The following is a 17,988-nucleotide window of genomic DNA, read 5'->3' as shown; positions in this document are numbered from 1 at the left end:
ACAGAATCACCCTGTGCGTGTTTCACATCCGGCAACGGTTGCATCGGCGCACCGCAACAATACCGCAGGAATACCGCAGGTCGCCGGGTCTGGCCCGCGCGCGGCCTCTGGCGGGGTTGCTGCGCTGCGGCTATTGTCGCGCCGAAGGACCGCCAGGGGACCGGCGCCGCAGGCGCCACCCGCCGCAACAGGAGGCAACGACATGCGCGCCTATCAGATCGCCGCCGCCGGGCAGCCGCCGGAACTGACCCGGATCGACCTGCCCGCCCCCGGCCCGGGCGAGGTGCGCGTGCGGATCGCGGCCTGCGGGCTGAACTTTGCCGATCTGCTGATGATCGAGGGCCGCTATCAGGATACGCCCGCCGCCCCCTTCGTGATGGGGATGGAACTTGCCGGCACCGTTGAATCCTGCGGGCCGGGCGTCGCCGCGCCGCCCCCGGGCACCCGCGTGGCGGTATTCGCCGGTCAGGGCGGTCTGGCCGAGGCGGGGAATTTCCCTGCCGGGCGCTGCACCCCCCTGCCCCGGGACATGGGCTTTGTCGATGCCGCCGCCTTTCAGATCGCCTATGGCACCTCGCATCTGGCGCTGGATCACCGCGCGGGGCTGCGCCCGGGCGAAACGTTGGTGGTGCTGGGCGCCGCGGGCGGGGTCGGGCTGACCGCAGTGGAAATCGGCAAGCGGATGGGCGCGCGCGTGATCGCCTGCGCGCGCGGCGCCGACAAGCTGGCGGTGGCCCGCGCGGCCGGGGCGGATGAGGTGCTGGACAGCGACACCCCCGATCTGCGCGCGGCCCTGCGGGCGCTGGGGGGGGCGGATGTCGTCTATGACGCGATCGGCGGGGCGGCGGGCACGGCAGCGGCGCGCGCGCTGCGCCCGGGCGGGCGGTTTCTGGTGATCGGCTTTGCCTCGGGCAGCGTGCCCGAGCTTCCGCTGAATCACCTGCTGGTCAAGAACATCACGGTGCATGGGCTGTATTGGGGCGGCTATCTGAAACTGGACCCCGCCGTGCTGCGCCAGTCGATGGAAACGCTGTTTCGCTGGTATGCCGAAGGCGGACTGCGCCCCCATGTCAGCGCGACGATGCCGCTTGGGCGCGTGGCCGAGGCGCTGGAACTGGTGCGCAGCCGCCGGTCCACCGGAAAGGTCGTGGTCACGATTGCAGGAGCCGGGGCCGATGCGGCGGGGCAAACCGCGGGAAACCGGACCGGAAACGCTTGAAATCCGGTGACAAGCCCCCAATATGAAGCGGTGACGTGTGGCGGCCTGTCCGCCGCAGGGGAGACGTTCAACTGGAGGCTTTGATGGCTGACTACAACACTTTGCGCGCCAGCCAGGCCGGCGCCCGTGCCGCCCTGATCGATGAGGGTTTGCGCGCGCACATGAACAAGGTCTATGGGCTGATGTCCATCGGCATGCTGGTGACCGGCGCCGTGGCCTGGTTCGTGGGCACCAACGACCAGCTTCTGGCCGCGATCTGGGGATCGGGGCTGAAATGGGTGGTGATGTTCGCCCCCCTCGCCGTGGTCTTCGCCTTTTCCGCGATGCTGCACCGGATGTCGGCGGCCACCGCGCAGCTGGTGTTCTTTGGCTATGCCGCGCTGATGGGGCTGTCGATCAGCTTCATCTTCGCCGCCTATACCGGCGTGTCGATCGCGCAGACCTTCCTGGTGACCGCGATCGCCTTCGCGGGGCTGTCGCTTTATGGCTACACGACCAAGCGCGACCTGTCGGGCATGGGCACCTTCCTGATGATGGGTCTGATCGGCCTGATCGTGGCCTCGATCGTGAACATCTTCCTCGCCTCTTCGGCGATGGCCTTCGCGATTTCGGTGATCGGCGTGCTGATCTTTGCCGGCCTGACCGCCTATGACACGCAGAACATCAAGAACACCTATCTGCAACTGGCGCAGACGGATGCGGATTTCCTGGGCAAGGCGGCCATCATGGGCGCGCTGCAGCTGTACCTGGATTTCCTGAACATGTTCATGTTCCTGCTGCAATTCCTGGGCAACCGCGAATGATCCGGCCCGGCCAGACCACGGCTGGCCGGAACCTGCAGTGACCCTTGACCCCGCCAGCCCCGCTGGCGGGGTCTTTCATTGCGCCAGCGGCCCCCGGATGACGGCGCAATGAAAGACCCCGCCCCCGGCCCCGGGCGTGTCAATAGGCGGCCGTCACCTCATACATCACCGGCTCAAAGCCGCGGCAGAGCGTGGCGATGTGGCGGTTGCGTTCGCGCATTTCGGGGGTGCGCAGCATGGCCTTGTAATCCTCGCGCCCGCGCCACTTGGAATAGGTGGCGATGCGGGTCTGGGCGTCGTTCATGTGCAGGCCCGCGCCGATGAACCCGGGCTGATGGCGAATGCAGTGTTCATAGGCATCCTGCAGCGCCTCGATCAGGTCGGCGGCGGTGGCGGGGGTCATCTCGAAGGTGCAGATCACGGTCTGGCCGCTGAAATCGGGGGTAATCTGGGGCATGGCGGGTCCTCCTGCCGCAAGGATGCCACAGGCGGGCGGGAAAATCATCCCTTGCGGCGCCTTGCGCCCCCGGTCCCGGCGCGCCACACTTGCCCAAAAGCACGGAGCATCATGATGACCGCCCCCCCGAAGGGTTACTGGATCGGCCATGTCACGGTCAGCGACCCGCAGGCCTATGAGGCCTATCGCCAGGCCAATGCCGCCGCCTTTGCCAGATACGGCGGACGCTTTCTGGTGCGCGGCGGCCCGCAGGACGTGGTCGAGGGCAGCCTGCGCCCGCGCGCGGTGGTGATCGAATTTCCCTCGGTCGCGGCGGCGCGGGCCTGTTATGACAGCCCCGAATACCGCGCGGCCCTGGCGCTGCGCGCGCCGGTCAGCCTGGCGGATCTGTGCATCGTCGGGGGCTGGGCGGGCTGATCGACCCCGCTTGCCGCCCCCGCTTGCCGCCCCCGCTTGCCCCTGCCGCGCGGGGCCCTATAGTCGGGGCATGCTGAGCACGCTTCTCCGGCGCCTGCGCGCGCCCACCCCCGACCCGCTAAGCGCGCCCGACGCCGAACTGGCGCTGGCCGCGCTTCTGGTGCGCCTTGCGCGCGCCGATGACCACTATGAGGCCGCCGAACAGATCCGCATCGACCGCGTTCTGGCCGCCCACCGCGGTCTGAGCCTGCCCGAAGCCACCCGCCTGCGCCATGAGGCCGAACAGGTCGAGGCCGAGGCCCCCGATACCGTGCGCTTTACCCGCGCGATCAAGGCCATGATCGCGCATGACGACCGCATCAGCATCATCGAGGCGCTGTGGGATGTGGCGCTGGCCGATGGCGCGCGCGCCGCGGCCGAAGATGCGCTGATCCGGCTGGTCAGCAGCCTGCTGGGCATCAGCGACCGCGATTCGGCCCTGGCGCGGCAACGGGTCGCCGCCCGGCTGGGCTAGCGCGCGGCTTGCCAAATCGGGCAATCTGACCGGACAATCTGCGAAGCGCCCCTGCGTAAAGCGTTACACAGGCGTTGCAATCCGCCGGAAAATCGCGCCAACTGACCTGAACGGACAAAGAGAAGCCCAAGTGACCGAAAGCCCGCCCGTCATCGAAATCCGCAATCTGCACAAGAGTTACGGCCCGCTGGAGGTGCTGCGCGGCGTCTCGGTGGCTGCGCGCCGCGGGCAGGTGATCAGCCTGATCGGATCGTCCGGATCGGGCAAGTCGACGCTGCTGCGCTGCTGCAACCTGCTGGAGGACAGCCAGGCGGGCGAGGTTCTGTTTGAGGGCGAGGCGGTGAAATGGGCCGGCACCGGCCTGGCCCGCCACCCCGCCGACCGCGCCCAGGTCACGCGCATCCGCACCAACCTGTCGATGGTGTTCCAGCAATTCAACCTGTGGTCGCACATGACCATCCTGCAAAACGTGATGGAGGCGCCGGTCACGGTGCTGGGCCAGTCGCCCGCCACCGTGGAACCGCGCGCACGCGCGCTGCTGGACAAGGTGGGGATCGGCGACAAGGCCGATGCCTGGCCCGCGCAGCTGTCGGGTGGCCAGCAACAGCGCGCCGCGATCGCGCGCGCGCTGTGCATGGAACCCAAGGCGCTGTTGTTCGACGAACCCACCTCGGCGCTGGACCCCGAGCTGCAGCAAGAGGTGGTCCGCGTCATCAAGGACCTGGCGGGCGAACATCGCACGATGATCCTTGTGACCCATGACATGCGGCTGGCGGCGGATGTGTCCGATCAGGTGGTGTTCCTGCATCAGGGCCTGATCGAGGAACAGGGCCCGCCCGCCACCCTGTTCGGCGCCCCGAAATCCGAACGCCTGCGCCAGTTCCTGTCAGCGACCGCACCGGCCTGACGCCCCATCACAACAAGATCCCGAAAACAGCGGAGAACCCCCATGAAGACAGTCATCCTTGCCACTGCGGCCCTTGCGCTCGGCGCGGGTCTGGCCACGGCCAACACGGTGCGGATGGGCACCGAGGGCGCCTACCCCCCCTACAACTTCATCAACGACAAGGGCGAAATCGACGGGTTCGAACGCGAACTGGGCGATGCGCTGTGCGCCAAGGCCGAACTGACCTGCGAATGGGTCACGAATGATTGGGATTCGATCATCCCCAACCTGCTGTCGGGCAATTATGACACGATCATCGCCGGCATGAGCATCACCGACGAGCGCAAGGAATCGATCGACTTCAGCCACAACTACTATCCGCCCGCGGCTTCGGCCTATCTGGCGCTGGAGGCGGGCGCCGATCTGGCCGGTGGCGTGGTCGCGGCGCAGACCGGCACGATCCAGGCCGATTACGTCGCCCGATCGGGCGCGACGCTGCTGGAATTCGCCAATCTCGACGACACCGTCTCGGCGGTGAAGAACGGCGAGGCCGATGCGGTCTTTGCCGACAAGGACGCACTGGTGCCCTTCTCGGCCGATCAGGGCGGCGATCTGGTCTGGGCAGGCGAGGATGTGGCGCTTGGCGGCGGCATCGGCATCGGCCTGCGCAAGTCCGACACCGAATTGCGCGACAAGTTCAATGCCGCGATCGACGCGATGAAGGCCGACGGCAGCCTGAACGTGATGATCGTCAAGTGGTTCGGCGACGAAGCCGCCACCTTCTGATGCGAAGGGCGGCCCCGGCAACGGGGCCGCTGCACCCCCATGTTTGACACCTGTGCCGATCCGGCCTCACTTGAAGGGCTAAACTGGCTTCTGTGCTACCTGACCTCGGGCAAGCACATGATGTTCTATTGGTCCTTCCTGATCGTGCTGGCGCTTCTGGCGGTCACGGCACCTGTGGCGCTTGCACTGGGGTTTGCCGGCGCGCTGGCCGCGCGCGCGCGCAACGCGCCGCTGCGCTGGCTGGGCAAGGGCTATACCGCGATGGTGCGGGGGGTGCCCGACATCGTGTTCTTCCTGTTCGTGCCGGTGGCGCTGGATCAGGGGCTGGAATGGCTGCGGCATAAATGGAAATGCCCCGACTGGGACGCGCCGATCCGGCAGGGCAACGATTTCCTGGTCTGCGCCCAGGCCAAGCTGCCGCTGTCCTCTTCCCCGCAGATCTGGCATGAGGTCTATGGCTTTACCCTGGCGGTGGTGGCCTTTGCGGTGGTGTTTGGCGCCTTCGCGGCCAATGTGCTGCATGGTGCCATGGCGGCCGTGCCGCGCGCGCAGCTGGAAACCGCCGAGGCCTATGGCATGACGCCCCGCCAGGTCACACGGCGCATCCTGATCCCGCAGATGTGGGCCTATGCGCTGCCGGGCCTGTCGAACCTGTGGATGATCCTGATCAAGGCCACGCCGCTGCTGTTCCTGCTGGGGGTGGCCGACATCGTCTATTGGGCGCGCGAACTGGGCGCCACGAAATCGGCCATCTACGACTATCCCCACCCCGACTGGCGGGTCTGGTATTTCCTGGTTCTGCTGGCCTTCTACCTGGGCATGACCAGCCTGTCCGAACGCGTTTTCCGCCATGTCTCGACACGGCTGGCGCGCGGTCAGGCCACAATGGCGGGCGAGGCGATGCGAAAGGCACAGGCATGAGCTGCTGGGACATCATCGCCGACTATGGCCTGCGCTCGATCGGCATCGGCGAACGGCTGCTGCCGCGGTCCGATTTCACACTGTGCCATCAGTTCACCCTGATCGGTTCGGGGCTGATCTGGAACATCTACTTCGGCGTCCTGGCGCTGGCCTTCGGCTTTGTGCTGGCCACGGCGCTGGCGCTGGCCAAGGCCCAGGCCAATCCCTGGCTGCGCAAGCCGGCGGACTGGTTCATCTACATCTTCCGCGGCAGCCCGCTGTTCATCCAGTTCTTCCTGGCCTATGAGGCGCTGGTGATGCTGCCGCGCGCGGGCATCGACATCTTCGGCATCACCGTACAGACCGCCTGGACCACCAAGGCCTGGGCAGGGGCGCTGTTCGTGCTGTTTTTGAACACCGCCGCCTATTCCGCCGAAATCTTCCACGGCGCGCTGCGGTCCGTCCCCAGGGGCGATCTTGAGGCCGCCGATGCCTATGGCCTGACCGGCTGGCGCAAGTTCCGCCGGATCGTCTGGCCCACGATGCTGCGCCTGGCATGGCCCGCCTACACGAATGAGGCCATCTTCCTGTTCCACGCCACCACGCTGGTGTTCTTTTCCGGTTTCCCCGCCTTCCAGCAACGGGGCGATGCCCTTTACTACGCGAAATTCTTCGCGGACAAGACGTTCAACCCTTTCATCCCCTACCCGATCGCGGCCTTTTATTTCATCGTGCTGACCCTTGCCCTGATCGGCCTGTTCGGGGTGGTCAACCGCCGCCTGAACCGACATCTGCCCGGCGCCCGGCGCGCCCGTCTGAAGGTCAGGCCACAAATCATCAGGTGAGGAAATGGACTGGCTGAAAGAGCACCCCGAGGTGCGCACGATCCGCGTGGCAGCCGCGGATCTGAACGGTGTGGCGCGCGGCAAACGCATCCCCGCGCGCTTTGCCCACAAGGTGTTCACCGAAGGCACGCGCTTTCCCTTTTCGGTCATGAACCTCGATATCTGGGGCGAGGATATCGAAGACAGCCCCCTGGTCTTTGAAACCGGCGATTGCGACGGGCTGTTGATGCCCACCGAACGCGGCTTTCTGCCGATGCCCTGGCTGGCGGCCCCCACCGCGCTGTTGCCGATCTGGATGTTCCACATGGATGGCCGCCCCTATGAGGGCGATCCCCGCCAGGCGCTGGCGCGCGTGGTCGAACGCTATGACACGCGCGGCCTGACGCCGGTGGTGGCGACGGAACTGGAATTCTTCCTGATCGACGATTCGGGCAAGACGCTGCGCGTTCCGCCCAGCCCCCGGTCGGGCAAGCGCCGCACGGGGGGCGAAATCCTGTCCCTGCGCGCGCTGGATGCCTTCGACAATTTCTTCACCGCGCTCTACGACGCCTGCGAGGCGATGGATATCCCCGCAGATACCGCGATTTCCGAAGCCGGCCCCGGCCAGTTCGAAATCAACCTGATGCATCAGGGCGACGCGCTGAAGGCCGCCGATGATACCTGGCTGTTCAAGATGCTGGTCAAGGGCCTGGCGCGCCAACACGGCTTTGCCGCCAGCTTCATGGCCAAGCCCTATGACATCTGGTCGGGCAACGGCATGCACACGCATTTCTCGGTGCTCGACGCCCAGGGCCGCAACATCTTCGACGACGGCACCGATCAGGGGTCCGTGGCATTGCGCCATGCGGTGGCGGGCTGCCTCGCGGCGCTGCCCGGATCAACGCTGATCTTCGCCCCGCATGAAAACAGCTATGACCGGCTGGTGCCCAATGCCCATGCCCCTACCGGCATCGGCTGGGCCTATGAAAACCGCACCGCCGCGCTGCGCATCCCGGCCTCGGGGCCCGCCGCGCGGCGGATTGAACACCGCGTGGCGGGGGGCGATGTGAACCCCTATCTGATGATCGCCGCGATCCTCGGCGCCGCGCTGACCGGGCTGGAAGACCACGGCGATCCGCCCCCCCCGATCATCGGCAATGCCTATGAACAGGGCCTGCCGCAGCTGCCCGAAACCTGGAACGCCGCGATCGGCCGCTTTGCCGGCTGCCCGCTGGTCAGGCGGATCTTCCCGGCCGAACTGATCCAGAACTTCCTGATGACCAAGCGCCAGGAAATCCATTACATGGCCGAACTCTCCGAACAGGAGCAGACAGAACTCTACCTCGACACCGTCTGACCTTCGGCGGCTTCTTCTTGGCCGCAATACTCTCGGGGGGTGAATTGGCGCACCGCGCCAAGAGGGGGGCAGACAGCCCCCCGCCCCGCCCCCAGGCGCCCCACAGCGCCTCTTGCGCCCGCCCGCGCCCCCCGGCTACCCTGCCGCAACCCAAGACATGAGAGCCCCATGCTGATCGGCATCCTGCAAACCGGCACAGCCCCTGATGAGCTGCGCAGCCAGTCCGGCGATTACCCTGACATGTTCGAACGCCTGCTGGCCGGGCGCGGCATGACCTTTCGCACCTTCCACGTCGAGGCGATGGATTTTCCCGCCGATGTCCACGCCTGCGATGGCTGGCTGATCACCGGCTCGCGCCACGGCGCCTATGAAGACCACCCCTTCATCCCGCGGCTCGAAGCCTTCATCCGCGCGGCGGTGGCGCAAAAGGTGCCGCTGGTGGGGATCTGCTTTGGTCATCAGATCATCGCCCAGGCGCTGGGGGGCAAGGTCGAACGCTTCCCCGGCGGCTGGTCGGTGGGGCCGGTCGACTATGATTTCGGCGGCGAAAAGATCACGCTCAACGCCTGGCACCGCGATCAGGTCACCCGCCGCCCCGAAGGCGCCCGGGTGATCGGCTGCAGCGATTTTTGCGAAAATGCCGCCCTGGTCTATGGCGACAGCGCCCTGACCGTTCAGGCCCATCCCGAATTCCATGACGATTTCATCGACGGGTTGATGCGCACGCGCGGCAAGGGCCTTGTGCCCAACGCCCTGATGGCGACCGCCCGCGCACGCCTTGGCCAGACCAATTCCGCAGCCGCGATCGCAACCCGGATCGCGGATTTCTTTCTTCAACCGCGCGGCACCGCCCGCCCGGCCACTGACCTTTGAAAGGCAGACCCATGGCAAGCCCCATGACCCAATGGATGGAACATATCCCCCAGGCCGCGCGCGACTATATCGCGGGCCGGCGCCTGGATGAGGTGGAATGCATCGTCGCCGACATCGCGGGCGTGGCCCGCGGCAAGGCCATGCCCGCCTCGAAATTCGCGTTTCAGGACCGCTTCTTTCTGCCCAATTCGATCTTCCTGCAGACGATCACCGGCGAATGGGCCGACAACCCGATGGGCGCATTTACCGAACCCGACATGATCCTGACCCCCGATTTCAGCACCGCCACCGCCGCCCCCTGGACCGCGGATGTGACGCTGCAGGTGATCCATGATGTGAACGACCAGCAGGGCAACCCGGTGCCGATCGCGCCGCGCAACGTGCTCAAGCGGATCGTCAGCCTTTATGAGGCCGAGGGCTGGCGCCCGATCGTGGCCCCGGAAATGGAATTCTTCCTGGTCGCGCGCAACCTGGACCCGAACCAGCCGATCATCCCGCCGATGGGCCGCTCGGGCCGGCGCGCGGCCGGCAAACAGGCCTATTCGATGTCGGCGGTCGATGAATACGGCAAGGTCATCGACGACATCTATGACTTTGCCGAAGCCCAGGGCTTTGAAATCGACGGCATCTTGCAGGAAGGTGGCGCGGGCCAGGTGGAAATCAACCTGGCGCATGGCGATCCGGTCAAGCTGGCCGATGAAATCTTTTTCTTCAAGCGCCTGATCCGCGAAGCCGCCCTGCGCCACGATTGTTTCGCCACCTTCATGGCCAAGCCGATCGAGGGCGAACCGGGCAGCGCCATGCATATCCACCAGTCGGTGGTGGATGTGGCGACGGGCCGCAACATCTTTTCCGAACCCGATGGCGGCGAATCCATCGCCTTCCTGCATTGCATCGCGGGGCTGCAGAACCACCTTCCGGCGGTGATCGCGCTGCTGGCGCCCTATGTGAACAGCTATCGCCGCTACGTTCCCGATTTTGCCGCCCCCATCAATCTGGAATGGGGCCGCGACAACCGCACCACGGGGCTTCGGGTACCGATCTCGGGGCCGGCGGCGCGGCGGATCGAAAACCGGCTGGCGGGGATGGATTGCAACCCCTATCTGGGGCTGGCGGCGTCACTTGCCTGCGCCTATCTGGGGCTGAAGGAACAGAAGATGCCGCGTCCGGAATGCCTGGGCGACGCCTATATGGGCGATACCGACCTGCCCTATAACCTGGGCGACGCGCTGGACCTTCTGGCCGACAGCGCGCCCGTGCGCGACGTGCTGGGCCCGGAATTCTGCACCGTCTATGAGGCGGTGAAGCGCAATGAATACAAGGAATTCCTGCAGGTCATCAGCCCCTGGGAACGCGAACATCTGCTGTTGAACGTATGAACCTGCTGTTTGCCAACGACCGCCGCGGCGAACATGCCGCCAGCTGGTATGCCGCCACCGCCGCCCATGACCGGCGCTGGCCCACGCTGAAAGGGCGCGGGCGGGCCGATGTCTGCATCATCGGCGGCGGCTTCACGGGGCTGTCGGCGGCGCTGCACCTGGCGCAGCGCGGGATGGATGTGGTGCTGCTGGAGGCGCATCGCATGGGCTTTGGCGCCTCGGGGCGCAATGGCGGGCAGGTGGGGTCGGGCCAGCGGCTGGAACAGGACGATCTGGAGGCGATGGCCGGGCGCGACACCGCCCGCAGGCTGTGGGATTTCGGGCAAGAGGCCAAGGCGCTGGTGCGCGATCTGATCGCGGCGCACCGGATGCCGGTCACCTTTCACCCCGGCATCGTCCATGCCTGCTGGAAGGATGCCGAGGTCGCCCATGCCCGCGCCAATGCCGAAAAGCTGGCACGCGATTACGGCTATGACCAGATCACCCCGCTGTCGCGCGACGCGCTGGCCGCCATCGTGCCCAGCCCCGTCTATCGCGGCGGCGACATCGACCGCGGCGCGGGTCATCTGCATCCGCTGAACTTTGCCCAGGGCCTGGCCCTTGCCGCCGAGGCGGCGGGCGCGCGGCTGCATGAAGGGGCGGTTGTCCATGCGATCCGCCATCCGGGTGCGGGGGCCACGGCCAGAACGCTGGTGCAGACCGACCATGGCGCGATCGAGGCGGACCATGTGATCCTGGCGGCCAATGGCTATCTGGGCGGGCTGGATGGCAAGGTCGCGGCCCGCGTCATGCCGATCAACAATTTCATCATCGCCACCGAACCGCTGGGCGACCGCGCGGCGCAGGTGTTGCGTGATAACGTGGCCGTGGCCGATACGAAATTCGTCGTGAACTACTGGCGCCTGTCCGAGGATCGCCGGCTGCTGTTCGGCGGCGGCGAAAGCTATGGCTACCGCTTTCCCGACATCGTCAGGACCGTGCGCAAGCCGATGCTGCAGGTCTATCCCGATCTGGCCGACATCCGCATCGATTACGCCTGGGGCGGCACCCTGGCGATCACCATGAACCGCATGCCCTGCTTTGTCCGGCCCCGGCCCAACCTGTGGTCGGCCTCGGGCTTTTCCGGGCATGGCGTGGCGATGGCAACGCTGGCGGGCAAGATCATGGCCGAGGCGGTGGCAGGCCAGGCCGGGCGGTTCGATCTGATGGCGGGCCTGCCGCAGCCACGCTTTCCCGGCGGCACCCTGCTGCGCTGGCCACTTCTGGTGGCGGCGATGACGTGGTATGCCATGCGCGACCGGATCGGCATCTGACGGCCCCCGGTCCGACACGAAACTTTCACTTGGCCCGGCCCCGGGCAGCGGGCCTAATGACCGGGCCCGAATGACCGGACCCGAATGACCGGACCATGACGATCAGGAAAGCCGCAATGCCCCGTGACGGCCACAGCGCCCCGAATGTCTATGATGCCGAACCGATCCCCGAGACCGCCCGGGCCGAGATTGACTGGCTGCTCGCGTCAGGGGATCTGTTTCGATACACCTCGGACGATGCCCCCGTCGCCCTGCTGGAGACCGAATTCGCCGCCCTGATGGGCACGCGCCATGCGCTGGCGGTGGCGTCCTGTTCGGCGGCGCTGTTTCTGGCGCTGAAGGCGCTGGACCTGCCGCGCGGCGCGCGGGTGCTGGTGCCGGCCTTCACCTTCGCGGCCGTGCCCTCGGCCATCGTGCATGCCGATTGCACCCCGGTTCTGGTCGAGGTGGGGGCCGATTACCGCATCGACCCGGACGATTTCGCGGCAAAGCTGGATGACAGCATCGCCGCAGTGATGATCAGCCACATGCGCGGGCACACCTCCGACATGGACCGGATCATGGCACTGGCGCAGGCGCGCGCCATCCCGGTGATCGAGGATGCGGCCCATTCGCTGGGCACATTGTGGAACGGGCGCAAGATCGGCACGATCGGGCGCATCGGCTGTTTTTCCTTTCAGTCCTACAAGCTGGTCAACGCGGGCGAAGGCGGCATCCTGATCACCGATGACCCCGAAATCGCCGCGCGCGCGGCGATCATGTCAGGGGCCTATGAACACAACTGGAAAAAGCATCCCGGCCTGCAGAACAGCTTTGTCCACTGGCAAAACCGCCTGCCGCTTTACAACACGCGGATGAATAACCTGTCGGCGGCGGTGATCCGGCCGCAACTGCCCGAAATCGCGCGCCGGGTGCGCGACGGGCGCGCCAATCACGACCATGTGGCCGCGCGTCTTGCGGCAAGCCCCTGGATGGCGGTTCCCCCCGCCCTGCCCCTTGAGGAGCGCGCCCCCGATTCTCTGCAGTTCAACCTGACCGGCGGCTGGACCGATGATGAGGCGCGCCGCTTTGAACAGGCGGCCGGCGCGCGCGGGGTCAATGTGCAGATCTTCGGGCTGAGCCGGGACAATGCCCGCGCCTTCTGGAACTGGCAGTTTCTGGACGATCTGCCCGACCTTCCCAAGACGCGCGCCATGCTTATGCGGGCCTGCGACCTGCGCCTGCCCGCCCGGCTGACACGGCCCGATCTGGATTTCATTGCCGATGCGCTGATCGCGGCGGCGCAGGCGGTCAAGGGCTGATCCCCGCCCGCCCCCAGCCCTGGTCCGCACCGCCCCGATCTGCCGGTCCCCGATCTGCCGGGTCTAGCCGCGCATCACACGCGGATAGTCGATCTTGGGGCAGCGATCCATGACCACACGCACCCCGCGCGCGCGCGCCGTGGCGGCGGCCCCCGGATGGATCACGCCCAGCTGCATCCAGATCGTGCGCAGGCCGGGCAGATGGTCCAGCGCGGCGGCGACCACCTCGGGCACGGCCTCGGATCGGCGGAAGATGTCGACCATGTCGACCGCGATATCGCCCGGGATCGCGGCCAGATCGGCAAAGACCGTTTCGCCCAGGATCGTGTGGCCCGCATGGCCAGGGTTGACCGGCACGATCCGATAACCCTTGCGCTGCAAATACGCCGCCACCTCATGCGAGGGGCGATCGGCCTTGGGCGAAATCCCCACCACCGCGATCACCCGGGTGGTCGAAAGGATCTGTCGCAGATCGGTGTCGGTGATGTCGGGCATGGCCATGTCCTTCGCCTGGGTATCCTGGCCCGGGCGCCTGTGGCGCCGGGCAATCAAGGCTTGCAGAAAAAAGCGCCCGAGCCAAGGGCCGGGCGCATAAGTGCGGAACGAGGGACAGTGAACGGAAGCAGGGCAGTTCCGGTGCCATGCCTCTGTACCTCAAGATAGGAAGGCGGGCGCGCGATTGCATCCCCCTCGCGCAAGGCTCGCGCCTTTGTGAGGCGCGTCAGCGCGCGCTGATCGCGGCCCAGCCGGCCTCGGCGCGGGAAATCCAGCCATCGGGATCGGCCAGAAAACGCGCCCGCGCCTGCGCCGATCGCATCAGATACAGCCGCCCCTGATGCAGAACGAAGACGCCGGGCGATCCGGGGGCCAGTTCCTCCTCGGCCAGGGCCATCACGCAATAACCGCGAAAGCGGGGGGCGAAACGGGCCGGATCGGCCTCAAAGGCGGCGCGGTTTTCGGGCGTGGTGAACAGCCAGACCTGGCCGCGCCATTTCAGCGCCTGATCGGCCCGCCCCGCCTGCGCCGCGCCATCGCGCGCGATGGCCACCGCATCATGGCCCGCCAGCGCCCAATTGGCATGGGCGGGCGGCGGCGGATCGGCGGCCAGCGGCAGCGCCGCGACCAGCAGGATCGCAATGGGGGCCAGGAAACGCACAGCCATGACGCAGGGGGAAGCCTTTCGTGGGAAACCTTTTGGGGAACCTTGTGTCGTGCCAGCCCTGATCCTGCCAGAAAGGCAGCCCCCGGACCAGTGCGCCCCGGCCCGGCTGGCGCAGTTGTGACCTCAGCCCGCCTTGGGGCCCGTGCCACCGGGACGCGCGGTTGCCGCATAAAGCGCCACCGCCGCGGCATTGGACACGTTCAGCGACCCAAAGCCGCCCCCGAAGGGGATCCGCACCAGCGCATCGCAGGTGTCGCGCGTCTTTTCGCGCAGGCCCGGTCCCTCGGCCCCCAGCACAAGACCCACGGGCCGGGTGCCCGCCTGCGCCAGCCCCTGGTCCAGCGTCACATCGGCCTCGCCCGCAAGGCCCAGCAGCACATAGCCCATATCGCGCAGCGCCTCCATCGCCTCGGACAGATTACCCACGCGCAGATAGGGCTGACGTTCCAGCGCCCCGCTGGCGGTTTTCGCCAGCGCCCCGGTTTCGGGCGCGGAATGGCGCGCGGGCGCGATCACGGCGCGCGCACCGAATACCTCGGCCGATCGCAGGATGGCGCCGACGTTATGCGGGTCGGTCACCCGGTCCAGCAGCACCACCAGCGGCGCGCCCGCGCCGGTCAGGCAGACCTCTTCCAGCTTGCCCCAGGCCAGTGGCTTGACCTCCAGCGCGGCGCCCTGATGAACTGAATCGGGCGACAGCGGCACGATGCTGTCGAATTTGCGCGGATCGGCGATCTCGGGCGCAAGGCCGCCCGCCGCGATCGCATCGGCCAGCTTGTCGGCGGCGTTGCGCGTCAGCACCAGCCGCAGCTTGACCCGCGCGGGGTTCATCAGCGCATCGCGTACCGCATGCAGGCCGAACAGCCACACCGTTTCGGCCGCGGCCGCCCGGCGCGCGCGTTCCTTGTCGATCACCCAGGCCGGTTTCTTCATCGCAGGTCCCTTTTCCGTTCGCCCCTTCCTGCGCCGCGCGTCGCAGTTTGGCAAGAGCGGCGGCAAAGGCATTTTCCCGCTTGACGCCCCCCGACCCCTTCGGTATCCACCCGCCAGCGTCGGGCGACGTGCTGCAAGGTGCGGCAGCGGACTGTAACTCCGCCGGGGAGACCCATGCCTGGTTCGATTCCAGGGTCGCCCACCATTTCCCCAAGGTTGGTGTTTATTCAAGGGCTTCGGCCCTGTGGCGTGGCATTTCGCCCCCGTGGCGCGGCCCAATCCTGACGCTTCCGCTTGCCCCCCGGCCCCGGTATGGTGCGCCCGTTCCCGCAAGGCCGCTGGCCCGGCGGGGGGTGTTTCGTGTAATGGGGATGATCGGTGTCGGCACAAGTATTCAACCTGGTCTGCGTGGCCCAGGCCGGGCGGCTGGAATATGAGGCGGCGCTGTTCGCCCTGTCCCTGCGCGCCAGCAATCCCGACTTTTCCGGCCGCCTGATCGTGGCCGAACCCCGGCCCGGCCCGCTGTGGCAGGACGAAACCCGCATCTCGGGGCCAGTGCGGGCGCTGCTGGACGATTGCGGCGCGGAAATCCTGCCCTTTGACGCGCACCATTTCGGCCAGTCCTATCCGCATGGCAACAAGATCGAGGTTCTGTCCGCCCTGCCCGCGGGGGAACCTTTCGTCTTTTTCGACACCGACACCCTGTTCACCGGCCCGCTGTCATCGGTCGATTTCGATTTCAACCGTCCCGCGGCCTCGATGCGGCGCGAAGGCACCTGGCCGGAACCGCCGCTCTACGGTCCCGGCCATGGCGGCATCTGGGGCGCGCTTTACAACCGCTTCGGGCTGGATTTCGCAAGTTCGCTGGACCTGTCGCATCCCGATGAGCATTGGGAACGCTATCTTTATTTCAACGCGGGCTGGTTCTTTGGTGCCGATCCGGCCGAATTCGGCGCGCGGTTCCTGCGCTTTGCCCTGTCGATCCGCGACGACACGCCCGATGAACTGGCCTGCCAAAGCCTGACCCCCTGGCTGGATCAGATCGCCCTGCCGCTGGTGATCCATTCGCTGGGCGGCGGGCGGCCGGGGCCGGGGCTGGATGGGCTGGATGGCGATGTCAGCTGCCACTGGCGCGCGCTGCCGCTGCTTTATGCGCGCGAAAGCGATGCGGTGGTGGCGATGCTGGAACAGGTCTGCGCGCCCAATCCGGTGAAAAAGGTGCTGAAGGGATACCAGCCGATCCGCAAGCTGGTCTATCAGGGCAAGGGACGCCGCCTGCGCGCGATGTTCGACCGCGCCAACCTGCCCCGGCGCGAACAGGCCCTGCGCAACGCGATCCGGCGCGAGGGGCTTTGGCTGCGCTAGGCCGCGCCCGCCTGCCACATGCGGCGAAACGAATATGTTTGAAGCGCCCCCGGGGCGCCGCTAGGCTCCGCCCGATTTCTTGACAGGAGCCGCCCATGTCCGACTATTCCTTCGACACCCTTCAGATCCATGCCGGGGCCGAACCCGACCCCGCCACCGGCGCGCGGCAGGTGCCGGTCTACCAGACCACGGCCTATGTATTCAAAGACGCCGATCACGCCGCGCGGCTGTTCAACCTGCAAGAGGTGGGCTACATCTATTCGCGCCTGACCAACCCCACGGTCGCCGCGCTGGCCAATCGCGTGGCCGCGCTGGAAGGCGGCGCGGGCGCGGTCTGCTGTTCCTCGGGGCATGCCGCGCAGATCATGGCGCTGTTCCCGCTGATGGGACCGGGCTGCAACATCGTCGCCTCGACCCGGCTTTACGGCGGCACGATCACCCAGTTCAGCCAGACCATCAAGCGGTTTGGCTGGTCGGCGAAATTCGTCGATTTCGACGATCTGGCAGCCCTTGAGGCGGCGGTGGACGACAATACCCGCGCGATCTTTTGCGAATCGATTTCCAACCCCGGGGGCTATATCACCGACCTGCCGGCGGTGGCGAAGGTCGCCGACAAGGTCGGCCTGCCGCTGATCGTGGATAACACGCTGGCCACCCCCTATCTGTGCCGCCCGATCGAACAAGGCGCGACGCTGGTGGTGCATTCGCTGACCAAATACATGACCGGCAACGGCACCGTGACCGGCGGCGCGATCGTGGATTCGGGCAAGTTCGACTGGTCCGCCTCGGGCAAGTTCCCCAGCCTGTCGGACCCCGAGCCCGCCTATCACGGCCTGAAATTCCATGAGGCGCTGGGGCCGATGGCCTTTACCTTCCATTCCATCGCCGTGGGCCTGCGCGATCTGGGCATGACGATGAACCCGCAGGGCGCGCATTACACCTTGATGGGGATCGAAACCCTGTCGCTGCGCATGGAACGCCACGTCCAGAACGCCCGCGCCGTGGCCGAATGGCTGGAACGTGACCCGCGCGTCGAATTCGTGACCTATGCGGGCCTGCCGTCTTCGCCCTGGCATGGGCGGGTGGCGACCGTCTGCCCGAAAGGGGCGGGCGCGCTGTTCACCGTCGGCGTCAAGGGCGGGTATGAAGCCTGCGTGAAGCTGGTCGACAACCTCAGGCTGTTCAGCCATGTGGCGAACCTGGGCGATACGCGGTCGCTGATCATCCATTCGGCCTCGACCACGCATCGGCAGCTGACGCCCGAACAACAGGTGGCGGCAGGCGCCGCGCCCAATGTGGTGCGCCTGTCGATCGGGACCGAGGATGCCCGCGACATCATCGCCGATCTGGATCAGGCGCTGGCCCAGGCCACGGCCTGACCGGCGGGGCGGGGCCGGGGCCTGCGCGCCCGGGCCCCGGCCATTCCCCCTGCCCACTCACGCCAGCGTGACACGCTTGCGGGCGGGGCCGGGGCCTGTGCGCTTTTCATGCGCGGAAAA

The 17,988-nt window shown here is 67.0% G+C and carries 19 protein-coding genes and 1 tRNA gene; 16 read left to right on the top strand and 4 right to left on the bottom strand.

The features are described 5' to 3' along the window. Positions 1-202: 202 nt before the first annotated feature. Positions 203-1,219, top strand: coding sequence for an NADPH:quinone oxidoreductase family protein (locus ACK8OU_RS01725; RefSeq protein ID WP_410301610.1), 1,017 nt, complete (start codon positions 203-205; stop codon positions 1,217-1,219). Positions 1,220-1,302: 83 nt separating this feature from the next. Beyond that, positions 1,303-2,022: a Bax inhibitor-1/YccA family protein gene (locus ACK8OU_RS01720; RefSeq protein WP_410301609.1), complete on the top strand. Its 720-nt coding sequence runs from the start codon at positions 1,303-1,305 to the stop codon at positions 2,020-2,022. 139 nt (positions 2,023-2,161) lie between these two features. Here the strand turns inward: ACK8OU_RS01720 and ACK8OU_RS01715 are convergent, their stop codons facing one another. Continuing rightward, positions 2,162-2,479, bottom strand: coding sequence for an antibiotic biosynthesis monooxygenase family protein (locus ACK8OU_RS01715; protein ID WP_410301608.1), 318 nt, complete (start codon positions 2,477-2,479; stop codon positions 2,162-2,164). Between the two features lie 114 nt (positions 2,480-2,593). On the opposite strand from ACK8OU_RS01715, the gene ACK8OU_RS01710 reads away from it, so the two are divergent. From ACK8OU_RS01710 to ACK8OU_RS01660, 11 genes are all read left to right on the top strand, one after another. Further along, positions 2,594-2,896: a DUF1330 domain-containing protein gene (locus ACK8OU_RS01710; RefSeq protein WP_410301607.1), complete on the top strand. Its 303-nt coding sequence runs from the start codon at positions 2,594-2,596 to the stop codon at positions 2,894-2,896. Between the two features lie 70 nt (positions 2,897-2,966). Then, complete coding sequence (locus tag ACK8OU_RS01705) at positions 2,967-3,410, top strand: tellurite resistance TerB family protein (protein ID WP_410301606.1); 444 nt, start codon at positions 2,967-2,969, stop codon at positions 3,408-3,410. A 130-nt stretch (positions 3,411-3,540) separates the two neighbouring features. Continuing rightward, complete coding sequence (locus ACK8OU_RS01700; protein ID WP_410301605.1) at positions 3,541-4,317, top strand: ABC transporter ATP-binding protein; 777 nt, start codon at positions 3,541-3,543, stop codon at positions 4,315-4,317. A 42-nt stretch (positions 4,318-4,359) separates the two neighbouring features. Next, entirely contained in the window at positions 4,360-5,082 is a 723-nt protein-coding gene (locus ACK8OU_RS01695; protein WP_410301604.1) for a transporter substrate-binding domain-containing protein, read from the top strand. Positions 5,083-5,121: 39 nt separating this feature from the next. Continuing rightward, the gene (locus ACK8OU_RS01690) at positions 5,122-6,003 is read left to right on the top strand and encodes an ABC transporter permease (protein ID WP_410301603.1); all 882 of its coding nucleotides are present in this window, start codon (positions 5,122-5,124) and stop codon (positions 6,001-6,003) included. Continuing rightward, positions 6,000-6,827, top strand: a complete 828-nt coding sequence (locus tag ACK8OU_RS01685; RefSeq protein WP_410301602.1) for an ABC transporter permease — start codon at positions 6,000-6,002, stop codon at positions 6,825-6,827. The genes ACK8OU_RS01690 and ACK8OU_RS01685 overlap by 4 nt, the downstream gene beginning before the upstream one ends. A gap of 4 nt (positions 6,828-6,831) precedes the next feature. Then, positions 6,832-8,163, top strand: coding sequence for a glutamine synthetase family protein (locus ACK8OU_RS01680; RefSeq protein WP_410301601.1), 1,332 nt, complete (start codon positions 6,832-6,834; stop codon positions 8,161-8,163). Positions 8,164-8,331: 168 nt separating this feature from the next. Beyond that, positions 8,332-9,036 (top strand): type 1 glutamine amidotransferase, encoded by a 705-nt coding sequence (locus tag ACK8OU_RS01675; protein ID WP_410301600.1) that lies wholly within the window; start codon positions 8,332-8,334, stop codon positions 9,034-9,036. Between the two features lie 23 nt (positions 9,037-9,059). Then, the gene (locus tag ACK8OU_RS01670) at positions 9,060-10,415 is read left to right on the top strand and encodes a glutamine synthetase family protein (protein WP_410301599.1); all 1,356 of its coding nucleotides are present in this window, start codon (positions 9,060-9,062) and stop codon (positions 10,413-10,415) included. Then, entirely contained in the window at positions 10,412-11,728 is a 1,317-nt protein-coding gene (locus ACK8OU_RS01665) for an NAD(P)/FAD-dependent oxidoreductase (RefSeq protein ID WP_410301598.1), read from the top strand. Before ACK8OU_RS01670 ends, ACK8OU_RS01665 begins: the two co-directional genes overlap by 4 nt. A 95-nt stretch (positions 11,729-11,823) precedes the next feature. Then, a complete protein-coding gene (locus tag ACK8OU_RS01660; protein ID WP_410301597.1) occupies positions 11,824-13,029 on the top strand; it encodes a DegT/DnrJ/EryC1/StrS family aminotransferase in 1,206 nt (401 codons plus the stop codon). 63 nt (positions 13,030-13,092) lie between these two features. Here the strand turns inward: ACK8OU_RS01660 and ACK8OU_RS01655 are convergent, their stop codons facing one another. The 3 genes from ACK8OU_RS01655 to rlmB all read right to left on the bottom strand — a co-directional run bounded on the left by ACK8OU_RS01655 (position 13,093) and on the right by rlmB (position 15,124). Next, the gene (locus tag ACK8OU_RS01655) at positions 13,093-13,530 is read right to left on the bottom strand and encodes a CoA-binding protein (protein WP_410301596.1); all 438 of its coding nucleotides are present in this window, start codon (positions 13,528-13,530) and stop codon (positions 13,093-13,095) included. A gap of 220 nt (positions 13,531-13,750) precedes the next feature. After that, positions 13,751-14,191 (bottom strand): YHS domain-containing (seleno)protein, encoded by a 441-nt coding sequence (locus tag ACK8OU_RS01650; protein WP_410301595.1) that lies wholly within the window; start codon positions 14,189-14,191, stop codon positions 13,751-13,753. Between the two features lie 123 nt (positions 14,192-14,314). Next, positions 14,315-15,124 carry a 23S rRNA (guanosine(2251)-2'-O)-methyltransferase RlmB gene (gene rlmB / locus ACK8OU_RS01645; protein ID WP_410301594.1) on the bottom strand — a complete coding sequence of 270 codons (810 nt, stop codon included), beginning with the start codon at positions 15,122-15,124 and terminating at the stop codon, positions 14,315-14,317. Positions 15,125-15,245: 121 nt separating this feature from the next. Between rlmB and ACK8OU_RS01640 the strand changes: the two genes are divergently transcribed. From ACK8OU_RS01640 to ACK8OU_RS01630, 3 genes are all read left to right on the top strand, one after another. After that, positions 15,246-15,329: transfer RNA gene (locus ACK8OU_RS01640), tRNA-Tyr, on the top strand. Positions 15,330-15,502: 173 nt separating this feature from the next. Further along, positions 15,503-16,489, top strand: a complete 987-nt coding sequence (locus tag ACK8OU_RS01635) for a hypothetical protein (protein ID WP_410301593.1) — start codon at positions 15,503-15,505, stop codon at positions 16,487-16,489. A 95-nt stretch (positions 16,490-16,584) separates the two neighbouring features. Further along, positions 16,585-17,868 (top strand): O-acetylhomoserine aminocarboxypropyltransferase/cysteine synthase family protein, encoded by a 1,284-nt coding sequence (locus ACK8OU_RS01630; RefSeq protein WP_410301592.1) that lies wholly within the window; start codon positions 16,585-16,587, stop codon positions 17,866-17,868. Positions 17,869-17,988: the final 120 nt, after the last annotated feature.

Origin of the sequence: Pontitalea aquivivens, from assembly GCF_046507575.1 — a bacterium.
Taxonomy (GTDB): Bacteria; Pseudomonadota; Alphaproteobacteria; order Rhodobacterales; family Rhodobacteraceae; genus Pontitalea; species Pontitalea aquivivens.
This window is presented reverse-complemented; position numbering and strand designations above follow the sequence as displayed.

What these genes read in the sequence shown, in the direction of transcription:
- ACK8OU_RS01675 (WP_410301600.1), top strand. Translation starts at nt 8,332, where the DNA reads ATGCTGATCGGCATCCTGCAAACCGGCACAGCCCCTGATGAGCTGCGC.
- ACK8OU_RS01705 (WP_410301606.1), top strand. Translation starts at nt 2,967, where the DNA reads ATGCTGAGCACGCTTCTCCGGCGCCTGCGCGCGCCCACCCCCGACCCG.
- ACK8OU_RS01695 (WP_410301604.1), top strand. Translation starts at nt 4,360, where the DNA reads ATGAAGACAGTCATCCTTGCCACTGCGGCCCTTGCGCTCGGCGCGGGT.
- ACK8OU_RS01710 (WP_410301607.1), top strand. Translation starts at nt 2,594, where the DNA reads ATGACCGCCCCCCCGAAGGGTTACTGGATCGGCCATGTCACGGTCAGC.
- ACK8OU_RS01725 (WP_410301610.1), top strand. Translation starts at nt 203, where the DNA reads ATGCGCGCCTATCAGATCGCCGCCGCCGGGCAGCCGCCGGAACTGACC.
- ACK8OU_RS01670 (WP_410301599.1), top strand. Translation starts at nt 9,060, where the DNA reads ATGACCCAATGGATGGAACATATCCCCCAGGCCGCGCGCGACTATATC.
- ACK8OU_RS01720 (WP_410301609.1), top strand. Translation starts at nt 1,303, where the DNA reads ATGGCTGACTACAACACTTTGCGCGCCAGCCAGGCCGGCGCCCGTGCC.
- ACK8OU_RS01715 (WP_410301608.1), bottom strand. Translation starts at nt 2,479, where the DNA reads ATGCCCCAGATTACCCCCGATTTCAGCGGCCAGACCGTGATCTGCACC.
- ACK8OU_RS01660 (WP_410301597.1), top strand. Translation starts at nt 11,824, where the DNA reads ATGACGATCAGGAAAGCCGCAATGCCCCGTGACGGCCACAGCGCCCCG.
- ACK8OU_RS01655 (WP_410301596.1), bottom strand. Translation starts at nt 13,530, where the DNA reads ATGGCCATGCCCGACATCACCGACACCGATCTGCGACAGATCCTTTCG.
- ACK8OU_RS01690 (WP_410301603.1), top strand. Translation starts at nt 5,122, where the DNA reads ATGTTTGACACCTGTGCCGATCCGGCCTCACTTGAAGGGCTAAACTGG.
- ACK8OU_RS01665 (WP_410301598.1), top strand. Translation starts at nt 10,412, where the DNA reads ATGAACCTGCTGTTTGCCAACGACCGCCGCGGCGAACATGCCGCCAGC.
- ACK8OU_RS01630 (WP_410301592.1), top strand. Translation starts at nt 16,585, where the DNA reads ATGTCCGACTATTCCTTCGACACCCTTCAGATCCATGCCGGGGCCGAA.
- ACK8OU_RS01685 (WP_410301602.1), top strand. Translation starts at nt 6,000, where the DNA reads ATGAGCTGCTGGGACATCATCGCCGACTATGGCCTGCGCTCGATCGGC.
- rlmB (WP_410301594.1), bottom strand. Translation starts at nt 15,124, where the DNA reads ATGAAGAAACCGGCCTGGGTGATCGACAAGGAACGCGCGCGCCGGGCG.
- ACK8OU_RS01650 (WP_410301595.1), bottom strand. Translation starts at nt 14,191, where the DNA reads ATGGCTGTGCGTTTCCTGGCCCCCATTGCGATCCTGCTGGTCGCGGCG.
- ACK8OU_RS01680 (WP_410301601.1), top strand. Translation starts at nt 6,832, where the DNA reads ATGGACTGGCTGAAAGAGCACCCCGAGGTGCGCACGATCCGCGTGGCA.